Below are 9533 nucleotides of genomic sequence, written 5' to 3'. Positions count from 1 at the left end.
AGACGTTTAACGCGTTGATGGCTAAAGGTTATGATCAGGCGGCTCAAAGTGATAGTTATCCTATAGATGATGTTTTTGAAGAGCTTGAACGATGATAGGAAACCGTGGTGTGAGCTTGGTTTTAGAAGAATACGCGTAAAAAATTATTACGTTTATTTTTGTGTTGATGAGAAAGGAGAAATTAATGAGCTTAGATGAATTGAGGAATGATATCATCATAAAGCAGAAAAAAGGTTTGCCGTTTATTCTTACGTCCGTCGTAATATGGTTATTGATTACGGTTGTCGCAGCATTGGATATAAATATTGCGATGAAAAATATCTTGGTGTTTTGTTGTTCAATGCCTATGCTTCCGCTGTCATGGCTGATAGGGAAGAAAATTGGCGTGGATATATTTTCAAAGGACAACGAGCTGGGAAATTTAGGGTTTTTATTTACAATGAATCAGATTTTATATCTTCTCATTGTAATATGGGTGTTTAACTCCGTACCTGATAAAATGATTATGGTGTATGCAATGGTATTTGGTGCACATTTACTGCCGTATTCATGGCTGTACAAATCAAAAGCCTACCGGGTTTTTGCAATTATCATTCCTGTTTTATCGCTTGTTTTAGGAAATCTTTTTGGTGGATTTGTTGTTGCAGGAACAGCTGCAGCTGTCGAAATTGCCTTTGTCTTTATTTTGCGAAATGAACTGAATGGTATATAGATAAGTAAATGGAATTCTTTATTGAATATGTTCACAAACGCAATATTGCTCGGAATTATGGGATGCAATCAGTAGTTATATCTATTCCGGCCTACAAGGCGGTTCCATAATGAAAGGCTGGATGGCAAAGGAAAATGAAATGATAGCCTGCTGTTCTGATGAAACAAGACCGGTTATCTTCAAGATAGAACGGATTGATTACGAAGACTAATCCCGGTTAGTAAGGATACTTAAGCTCAAAATTATACCTTAGATACGCACGTTCCAACGACATTCCCATTGCCATCTTCCATCATGCAACGAGCGTTAAGATCAGCTTCTTGATGGAGGGTTATCATCAGGGCAGTCTTGAAACATGTGAGACTGTAGTGTTGATGTCAAAGGCTGATTAGCTGGGTGCAAGTTTGCCCTTGTGTAGCAGAGTTTAGCGAGGGCTATCGTTAAAAGGTTTAATGCGAAGCGGCTGTAAGCTGGCTCGGCGCGGTTTTTGAGTGCGATTTTGCTGTATGTGGGAACATGTCGACGCTCTAGGGTTGAGTGCGCAGGATGTTAACGTACTTCGCTTGCGTTGAAAGCACACTGTGCTTTCAACTTTGAGCAAGCTCAGCGAATCGAAGTGCATTCGCGAATTATGCTATTCCTTACGGCTATTAGTAGCCGTTCGGCTGATTTGGCATGTAAAGTCCACTGGACTTTACATGCCAAATCACGCTTTGAAGGAGCTTGAAATGCGTTATGCAATTTCAAGCTCTGTCAAAGCGCCCATTCAAGTCGATTCGCCACTTTGCACCCAGCTGGTGAAGTGGGAAATTGAAGTCATAAAACAAAAATAAGGTAAGATTTCACATATAAGGTGTGGTCGTACCTTATTTTTTTGGGTCTATAACCCGATAATTGAGAAAAATGAGCAATCGTAATAGAGGATAGTCTGCATATTTTCATGTGAATTTTATCTTCAAAATCATACATAATTCGCGATAATTACATGAATGCCAGGATGAAAGTTGGTGGAAATATCTGGTATATATGTGTTATAACATTTTCGTTACAGTGCATTAACAAGACATCATAAATGCTTTACAATTATGGTGAGAGTTGAGAATGCAACATTCGTTTATGATGTTGCGGATTTAGCTCTATAAGAGGTTTTTTACCTGAAAGAGAAGAGATGATTATTATGAAGGAGCTAACGCTAGAAGAATCTCGTTCGATTAGAGCTGGATGGATGTGTGTTGTCTGGGGTTTCATATGCTGGGGATGATTCTCTAGTTCTGCATATGATTATATTACCAGATTTCATTACAACAGTAGATTAGGTTAGTTTCATTAGAGTATTCTAATTGTAATCTATTTGCGTAATTTAGTATTTGAGAAAATTGATTTGATTGTATGATGCTTTTTAACATTTGTGATTAAATCTGTAGCGTGGAGGCTATGATAGCCTCCACGCCTTGAAACTTTGAGGAGCTCAATAGATGGTGGCTTATCCTTACAATATGCAAAATTTGACTTCAGATTGTGGTATTGCAATTATCAAATCATTGCTAGAAAATTATCATAGATTTAATGAAAGAAGTTTTAAATCGGTTGTTTCTAGTTTAGATATTGAGCAAGGTTTATCTTTGTTTAATATTGAAGAGGTTTTGAAACAATGAAGATTTTTATAGACAAAGTCTTGGAGTTAAAAAAGACTGCGATGATTTTTATTGTTACTCATGATGCAATGTTCGATAAAATTGCTGATGAAATAATAGATTTGGATGTGATTAAGAAATGAAAAGCAAAAAATGGATATTTGCAGCTACCATAGTAATCCTCGGTCTTATCAGTCTGCTGTATGTAGGGTATAAGACAAATAATGTTCGTTTTGGTATGGTTCGTGATGATTTGCCAACACTAGTTTCAGGAGATTATAAGAATAACGATAACTTATCGTTAAAGCCAGGAGTGTATGCTATTTATGCAAAGAGAGGCAAAGGAGAGATACGCTTTGCTGGAAAGCTGTACAAGCTTGATGATGCTCTTTTTGTGCGTGCTCAGAAACAGCCAGGAAATGTTAAAAATGCTGTTATCTACGAAGAGAGTCCTAAAATTTTTATTGGTGAAGATAGTAAGATTTCTGTAAAAGGAGATCGGAAATTTTTAGTTTCATTTGTTAAGAGGTAATCTTATGAAGATATCTCATTTGAAAAAATCATATGGGGAAAAAGTCGTTTTAGATGACATTTCTTTGGAAAGCAGTGCTGGGCAAATTATTGCGTTAGTAGGCAATAATGGTTCAGGAAAAACCACGTTAATGAAGTGCATTGCAAATTTGATAGTTGATTATCAAGGCAATATTGAATTGGACAGTTCACTTTCATTTGCTATTGAGAATCCATCTTTTTATGACGAATTTTCTGTACAGGATAATCTTAGAGTCTTTGCTGCTTTGATGGGGAGAAAAGACTTTAATTGTGATAAATTATTGCATCAGGTGAGTCTCGACGAAGCAAAAAATAAAAAGTTTAAACAATTGTCGCTAGGTATGAAGCAAAAATTAAATATTGCTAGAATATTGCTCTCAAATAGTGAAATTATTCTTCTTGATGAACCTTTCAATGGATTAGATGTTCTTACTATAAAGCAGTTAAAAGACACTATCTTGTCATTGCGCTCACAAGGTAAAAGCCTTGTAATTTCAAGTCATATATTAGATGAGTTAGGTGAAATTGCTGATATTGTATGGTATTTAAAAAAAGGGAAAATTCAAAAAATTGTTAATTTTAATGATAATCTAAGAATTTATAATGTGATTGTTGTAAATGATGTGGATATTAGTGAATTGCTTTCTAACAGATATGAGGTTTTTTGTCGTAGCAAAGATAACAAAGAATCAACTTTTAGAATTAAATTGCCTAGAGAGGATATTGCCAAGGTTCTTAAATTGCTGATTGAGCATGGGGTACAAATCGTGGAATACAGTGATATTACGCATGATATTAAAGATTTTATGTTGGAGGAAGATGATGATGAAGTACTATATAAAATCAGAAATTATTAAGTTTAGTCATCAGAAGCTTTTCTTATTGTCTTTTGTTTTGTATTTGGCATGTTGCGTGTTTATAGTATTTCAAGCTAAAAGAGGTGCATTTTTATCACAATATAAATTCTTTTCAACGATAACTATACTATTTTTAAGCCTATATCAGATATTATCAATTGGTGAATGGCAAGAGAAGAAAATTATTCATCATTATCTAGAGTATATTCCTAATAGGATTAAATTATTGTGTTTTATATATGGTGAATACGTAAGCATTTATCTAGTCGTAAATTTGGTATTTTTGTCACTAAATTACTCGTCTCTAGGGATAGTTGTGCATCAACTGCTCGTATATCCGATAATTTTCCTTTTGTATATTGCTATAAATATGAATCTGTTGATATATTTTGAAAAAGTTGGTGTTACGATGATTCTTTCCTTTATATTATTATGGATATTGCCGAATTTGATAAACATAATATTGTCTCAAACATCCGTGTATTCTTTTCAGATATTTTATTATTTATCACCAGACTCGTTCACCGCTCTTACGTCTGCAACTTGTATTATTGCTCTAATGTATATTGTTCTGTTTTTCCTATTGTCGTTATTACAATTTACGAAAAAAGAGTACTGAGTTATGAAAAGTGTAGTATCTCGTATACTTCCAGCTATTGTCATAATGTTATTCGTTAGTTTCATTAGAGTATTCTAATTGTAGTCTATTTGCGTAATTTAGTATTTTTTTTTGGGGGGGGGGGGAATAACCCTATTTCTAGTTGTTACAAGTAAAACTTAGAACACCTTATACATTTTATATGTTATCAAAAATAACAACAACAATTGTATGGCAAAAAATTATTGGATAGAATGAGTATTAAAACTATTTGGTGTGCGACTCCGTGGAGTGAGTGAGGAGGATATTCTCATGTACAAGGTTCTTATGTTCGTGCTGAAGTTGGTTATGTTTACAGCTGTGAATTTTATGTTCCTTTACTTGTCGATGGTGGTATTCGGCCATGATTTTGGTGTGATGTTCAAAACGTATGGAAATGCGCTCGGTCCGCTTATGTTTATGCTTGCTTTGATGACAACGATGTCGTTGCCTAATGAAGGAACTATTTTTGAGGGTAAGCGGCAAAAAGTGTGCTAAAAAACCGAGTTTTCGTTGAAATACCAAGGAAAACTTGCTGTAGTTAAGCTGAAAAGCTTAACATTTAGTATTACTTGACATTGAAAACAAAAGGGGCTTAGGACAATTTTTAGACATTTTGTGCAATCATACCACGATGTTCCATAATTGTCTTTTAAGCCCCATTTTAATTCTGTGGTTGTTGTAAGAATCAATATAAGTATTAAATTTTAGCTAATAGATACCTCTGGATTAATGTTAACTATATTAGATTTATATAGATATGCTTAGATATACATAGATATACTTAGATATACATAGATATACTTAGATATACTTAGATATACTTAGATTAGATAGAAAAGTTTAGATATTCAAAAGTAGTTAAACAAATATAAAAAAGAACGGCTTAGAGTGTGTGAAGCCGTTCTTTTTTATTCTTGATTTATTATTTGAGTGACTTATTACTTTACTTAAGAAGCTCGCGAATTGCTTCGATTTGATCGCTATTAACTTGACTTGCAGGCTCGCGAACAAGCGTACTAATAGGCAATCCTTTAAGATTTACAGCAGCTTTAATAGCAGAAATAAACAAGTCGGTAGTGTTGTAAACTGCCATCAAATGGCTGATTCTTTTAGCACATTCAATAAGATGCGCAAAATCGCCAGCCTCATACGCTTTATGCAAAGATGCAAAAGTCTCTGGCTCTACATTAGTAAGTCCACAAATCACGCCATTTCCTCCAGCAATCCTGTTAGGAGTGTAATACTCATCAAAGCCAGAGAAAACAACGAAATCTGGGTTTACGCGTCTAGCGGCTTCAATCATTGCGCGAGTATGGCTTATAGTATCTACCGTATCTTTAATACCAACAATATTCGGGTATTTTTCAGCAAGACTTGCAACTAAGCTTGGTGTTAAATCGCTGCCAGTTCTAGCAGGGAAGTTGTATAGAATAACAGGCAAGCTAGTTGCGTTAGCAATTGCACCAAAGTAGCGTTCTGCGGTTGGTGCAGTTGGTCCAAAGTAGTATGGAGACACGGCTACAACAGCATCTGCTCCGCAACTTTCCGCAAACTTAGTAAAGTCAAGCACTTCGTTAAGATTCGTGTTTCCAACTCCTATAAGAACTGGAACTCTGTGATTAACGTGTTCAATAGCAAACTTAGCAGCTTCCTTTTTTACGCTAAGCGGATATGCATAAAACTCGCCAATGCTGCCAAAAATCAATATGCCATTAATCCCAGCATCAATCAGATGGTCTAAGTGCTTTGCCCATAAGTCGTAGTCAATGCTTCCATCATCTTTGCTTACAGTTATTGATGGGCAAAAAACGCCTTTAAAAGCATGCAAATCGAGCTTTGCACCATTAGAAGTAGTCATAAAATTCATCCTTTTATTTAATTATTTTGTGTATTTAATTATTCTATGTATTGAATTATGGGGTATAAGACTTTAACTGGCAAAATCTTACACCCCATAAGCAATGATTATTCAAATCGACTATTCAAATCGACTATTCAAATAACTCAATTAATTACAGTTTAATACCATACGCCTTCTTTGCATTATTCATGAAGAAATCTTCGTCGTCGCCGAAAAGTTCAACCATTAAGTCAAGATGCTGCTTAAGTGAAGAATTCAACTTAACAACTGGCCAATTGGAGCTAAAGAGTAGGCGATCAGGGCTAAACGTGTCGCGTACAAACTTAACAATATCTGGATTTACTGGATTATCTCCAGAAATCTTAATATAGCTGTGTGGAAGCTTTGCAAACGCACGCAAAGCATTGCAAGAATCATCGTCTAATCCTGGAACATTGCCCAAATGGTTTAGAACAACAGTCACTTCTGGAACTTGCTCAAAAGCTTTAGCCATGTCTCCAAGCTCTTCGCCACGATTGCAAAGCTCAAAAGGCATGCCTTTCTTTGCCATTGCCTTAAGACCACCAATAAATGAAGGCTCTAGGCAGCGTCCGCGTGGTTCGCTTGGAATGTGAAGAGGTTCGCGAATGCCAGTTGCGTGAATTGGCACGCGCATAAATGGATCCAATGTAACCCTAAGCATTTTAGCCAGAATCTTTGGATTAGGATTTTCGCCAATAAGCCTATCTTCTAGCTCGTGGTCTGCAGCATCAACCTCAACGTATACGCCACCGAGGAAGTCAACGCCCAAATCTGCATACTCTTTTTCCAGCTGCTCTAGAGTAAAAGTGTGGTTTAATTTGTCTAAACCATCAAGCCAAGGTAAGACTTGCTTTGTTGGATCCCAAATATGAAAATGGGAATCTAAAATACGAAGTTGAGACATAATAAATTTTCCTTTCTAAAGTCTTTCTAAAGACTTTCAAATAAAGACTTTGTAGTTATTCGCGAATTACTTAGCTTCTACAAGACCAATCTTGGAGCCCCAAAGAGCGTACCAAGCAACATACAAGAAGCCTGGAACGGTGAGTAATACGGCGGCTTCGATTCCAGCAAAATCTTGTACCAAACCGAAAACTAACGGAATGATTGCAGCGCCAACAATGCTCATAACGAGTGCAGAAGAACCAGTCTTTGCTGCTGCTCCATGAATTCCCTTAAGAGTAAGAGAGAAGATTGTTGGGAAGCCGATAGAGATGAACAAGTACGCTACAATGTAGGCGATTACAGAAATCTGACCAAGTCCAAGGAATGCCACAAACATAAGAACTGCGCTCAAAGTCATGTATAATCCAAGAATCTTGCCACCATCAAACTTTGCCATCAAAGGAGTTGTAACAAAGCGACCAATCGTAAACATTAAGGAAACGATTGCAAGCATAGAAGCAGCAACACCAGTGGTGATTCCAGTACCCCAATGCTTTAGAGCAAAGTCGGAGAACATTGCCATTCCAGCAACCTGAAGTCCAATAAAGATGAACTCTGCAATAATTCCAAGAGTAAAGTATGGCTTGCTCATAAGATGAATGAAGGAAGAATCACCCTTGCTTTCCTGGTCTGCCTCAACGTCTCCTGGAGGAGTAGGAAGCTTAAAGCAGAAGAAGATTGCAATAATCGCAATAAGAACAATGCCAATAACAATGTAAATCAAGCGAGTATCGCCAAGGAACTTTAGCTTAGCAACGTCGAAGCCTGGCTCATTCTTTGCAACAGTTTTGCCTAAAATTTGACCAAGAATAAGAGGTCCAACAATGTTTCCAACTCCGTTGAAGCTCTGTGCCATGTTGATTCTAAAGGATTCGCCCTTCTCATCGCCAAGCTTAGTAATGTAAGGGTTGCAATTCGTTTCCAAAGTTGCTGCGCCCAACGCTATAACAAACATTGCTACTAGGAACATTGCGTAGCTTGCGGTAGCTGTTGCAGGGATTACCGCAAATGCGCCAAGAGCAAAGAGTGCGAGGCCACTAATAACGCCGCCCTTGTATCCAAAACGCTTTGCAATTAAGCCTGCAGGAATTGCCATAACGAAGTATGCGCCAAAATATGCTACCTGCAGCAATGCTTTTTGAGTATTATTCAGTTCAAGATAATTGCCAAATGGTGAATTCAGTGCATTGACCAAATTCATGGTCAAGCCCCATACAAAGAACAAAGATGTTACCAATACGATGGCAATCATAGCTTTTGAGCTACTTTTGTTATTGTTAACGACCACGTTGTCGTTCTCGTTTGTAATCATCGTCACTCCCATGTGAGAATAATTTTGAGAATAGTCTATAGAATACTTATGGAATTTTTTAATATTGTTGTGTTAATGGTGCGTAAGTTTATTAATTCAGATTACGCACCATTAAACAGGTTATTTATTGCTTATTTATTGCACTAAATCTTAAAGTTGAAGTTTAGAATTTAAGACAAAGCGCGATCAAGATGCACGTAGCCTCCATCAACGAATACCCACTGACCAGTGGTGTGCGAAGAGCGATCCGAAAGCAGGAATGCAGCTTCGTTTCCGATCTCTTCCGTAGTAGTCATGCGGTTTTCCAGAGGAATCTTGTCTGTAATAACCTTCAAGCGAGCTTGCTGAGCAGCTTCGTCACCAAATGTCTTAATCCAATCTGCATACAGTGGAGTCCAGCATTCCGAAACAACAATCGCGTTTACGCGCACGCGATCATGCACAAGAGCTGCAGCCCATTCGCGAGTCAAGCCTAAGATTCCGCCTTTTGCAGCAGCATAAGCGCTAGTCTTGCCTTGGCCAGTTAGAGCAGTCTTAGAAGAAATGTTCACAACAGCTCCGTGGCTTTCCTTCAAGTACTTTACAGCAGCATGAACAGTTTCGTAGTAGTGAGTGAGGTTTCCGTGAATCGACTTCTCGAAGTCGCGCCAAGAAGTGGATTCCAAATCCTTGTTGTCGTTAACGCCAGCGTTATTTACAATGCCGTCAATATGACCATACTTCTTATAGGTTTCTTCAATAATTGGTGCAATCTCGTCCGTGTCGTTCAAGTCGAGAAGATAAACATCGTAGTTCTTTGTGTATTGCTCAATATCTTTGCGGAATGTTTCTTCTGCAGCATCTGCGCGGTTAATAACTACTGGAATTGCGCCTTCTCGAGCAAGCTGAAGCGTAATGCCTTTACCAATTCCCTTGAATCCACCTGTTACAATGAAAACCTTGCCTTCCAAATGCAAATCCATAATGAACTCCTTTGTTAAATGATGTGGTTTGCTTTTA

The 9533-nt window shown here is 37.3% G+C and carries 12 protein-coding genes and 1 pseudogene; 9 read left to right on the top strand and 4 right to left on the bottom strand.

What is annotated here, in order from left to right; genetic code table 11:
* The 9 genes and pseudogenes from ACJV45_RS03885 to ACJV45_RS03845 form a co-directional block, all read left to right on the top strand.
* Positions 1-95, top strand: a pseudogene (locus ACJV45_RS03885) (type II toxin-antitoxin system RelB/DinJ family antitoxin); the annotation flags it as partial.
* 89 nt (positions 96-184) lie between these two features.
* Positions 185-712, top strand: a complete 528-nt coding sequence (locus ACJV45_RS03880) for a DUF7010 family protein (RefSeq protein WP_415685678.1) — start codon at positions 185-187, stop codon at positions 710-712.
* 25 nt (positions 713-737) lie between these two features.
* Positions 738-923 (top strand): TIGR04076 family protein, encoded by a 186-nt coding sequence (locus ACJV45_RS03875; RefSeq protein ID WP_080562098.1) that lies wholly within the window; start codon positions 738-740, stop codon positions 921-923.
* Positions 924-2187: 1264 nt separating this feature from the next.
* The gene (locus ACJV45_RS03870) at positions 2188-2367 is read left to right on the top strand and encodes a hypothetical protein (protein ID WP_415698274.1); all 180 of its coding nucleotides are present in this window, start codon (positions 2188-2190) and stop codon (positions 2365-2367) included.
* Positions 2364-2489, top strand: a complete 126-nt coding sequence (locus ACJV45_RS03865; RefSeq protein ID WP_004121579.1) for a hypothetical protein — start codon at positions 2364-2366, stop codon at positions 2487-2489. The genes ACJV45_RS03870 and ACJV45_RS03865 overlap by 4 nt, the downstream gene beginning before the upstream one ends.
* Entirely contained in the window at positions 2486-2878 is a 393-nt protein-coding gene (locus tag ACJV45_RS03860; RefSeq protein WP_019261607.1) for a hypothetical protein, read from the top strand. Before ACJV45_RS03865 ends, ACJV45_RS03860 begins: the two co-directional genes overlap by 4 nt.
* A gap of 4 nt (positions 2879-2882) precedes the next feature.
* Positions 2883-3755 (top strand): ABC transporter ATP-binding protein, encoded by an 873-nt coding sequence (locus tag ACJV45_RS03855; protein WP_419397685.1) that lies wholly within the window; start codon positions 2883-2885, stop codon positions 3753-3755.
* Positions 3724-4374: a hypothetical protein gene (locus ACJV45_RS03850; protein WP_004121571.1), complete on the top strand. Its 651-nt coding sequence runs from the start codon at positions 3724-3726 to the stop codon at positions 4372-4374. The genes ACJV45_RS03855 and ACJV45_RS03850 overlap by 32 nt, the downstream gene beginning before the upstream one ends.
* A gap of 291 nt (positions 4375-4665) precedes the next feature.
* Positions 4666-4890 carry a hypothetical protein gene (locus ACJV45_RS03845; protein WP_004121569.1) on the top strand — a complete coding sequence of 75 codons (225 nt, stop codon included), beginning with the start codon at positions 4666-4668 and terminating at the stop codon, positions 4888-4890.
* A gap of 448 nt (positions 4891-5338) precedes the next feature.
* Here the strand turns inward: ACJV45_RS03845 and ACJV45_RS03840 are convergent, their stop codons facing one another.
* The 4 genes from ACJV45_RS03840 to ACJV45_RS03825 all read right to left on the bottom strand — a co-directional run bounded on the left by ACJV45_RS03840 (position 5339) and on the right by ACJV45_RS03825 (position 9496).
* Positions 5339-6253, bottom strand: coding sequence for a dihydrodipicolinate synthase family protein (locus ACJV45_RS03840; protein WP_004121566.1), 915 nt, complete (start codon positions 6251-6253; stop codon positions 5339-5341).
* A 154-nt stretch (positions 6254-6407) separates the two neighbouring features.
* Positions 6408-7181, bottom strand: a complete 774-nt coding sequence (locus ACJV45_RS03835; RefSeq protein ID WP_004121563.1) for an amidohydrolase family protein — start codon at positions 7179-7181, stop codon at positions 6408-6410.
* A 66-nt stretch (positions 7182-7247) separates the two neighbouring features.
* A complete protein-coding gene (locus ACJV45_RS03830; RefSeq protein WP_032836444.1) occupies positions 7248-8534 on the bottom strand; it encodes an MFS transporter in 1287 nt (428 codons plus the stop codon).
* A 170-nt stretch (positions 8535-8704) separates the two neighbouring features.
* A complete protein-coding gene (locus ACJV45_RS03825) occupies positions 8705-9496 on the bottom strand; it encodes an SDR family oxidoreductase (RefSeq protein WP_004138047.1) in 792 nt (263 codons plus the stop codon).
* Between the last annotated feature and the right edge of the window lie 37 nt (positions 9497-9533).

The organism is Gardnerella lacydonensis (assembly GCF_048545055.1).
GTDB lineage: Bacteria > Actinomycetota > Actinomycetes > Actinomycetales > Bifidobacteriaceae > Bifidobacterium > Bifidobacterium vaginale_C.
This window is presented reverse-complemented; position numbering and strand designations above follow the sequence as displayed.

What these genes read in the sequence shown, in the direction of transcription:
- ACJV45_RS03880 (WP_415685678.1), top strand. Translation starts at nt 185, where the DNA reads ATGAGCTTAGATGAATTGAGGAATGATATCATCATAAAGCAGAAAAAA.
- ACJV45_RS03870 (WP_415698274.1), top strand. Translation starts at nt 2,188, where the DNA reads ATGGTGGCTTATCCTTACAATATGCAAAATTTGACTTCAGATTGTGGT.
- ACJV45_RS03865 (WP_004121579.1), top strand. Translation starts at nt 2,364, where the DNA reads ATGAAGATTTTTATAGACAAAGTCTTGGAGTTAAAAAAGACTGCGATG.
- ACJV45_RS03860 (WP_019261607.1), top strand. Translation starts at nt 2,486, where the DNA reads ATGAAAAGCAAAAAATGGATATTTGCAGCTACCATAGTAATCCTCGGT.
- ACJV45_RS03855 (WP_419397685.1), top strand. Translation starts at nt 2,883, where the DNA reads ATGAAGATATCTCATTTGAAAAAATCATATGGGGAAAAAGTCGTTTTA.
- ACJV45_RS03850 (WP_004121571.1), top strand. Translation starts at nt 3,724, where the DNA reads ATGAAGTACTATATAAAATCAGAAATTATTAAGTTTAGTCATCAGAAG.
- ACJV45_RS03845 (WP_004121569.1), top strand. Translation starts at nt 4,666, where the DNA reads ATGTACAAGGTTCTTATGTTCGTGCTGAAGTTGGTTATGTTTACAGCT.
- ACJV45_RS03840 (WP_004121566.1), bottom strand. Translation starts at nt 6,253, where the DNA reads ATGACTACTTCTAATGGTGCAAAGCTCGATTTGCATGCTTTTAAAGGC.
- ACJV45_RS03835 (WP_004121563.1), bottom strand. Translation starts at nt 7,181, where the DNA reads ATGTCTCAACTTCGTATTTTAGATTCCCATTTTCATATTTGGGATCCA.
- ACJV45_RS03830 (WP_032836444.1), bottom strand. Translation starts at nt 8,534, where the DNA reads ATGATTACAAACGAGAACGACAACGTGGTCGTTAACAATAACAAAAGT.
- ACJV45_RS03825 (WP_004138047.1), bottom strand. Translation starts at nt 9,496, where the DNA reads ATGGATTTGCATTTGGAAGGCAAGGTTTTCATTGTAACAGGTGGATTC.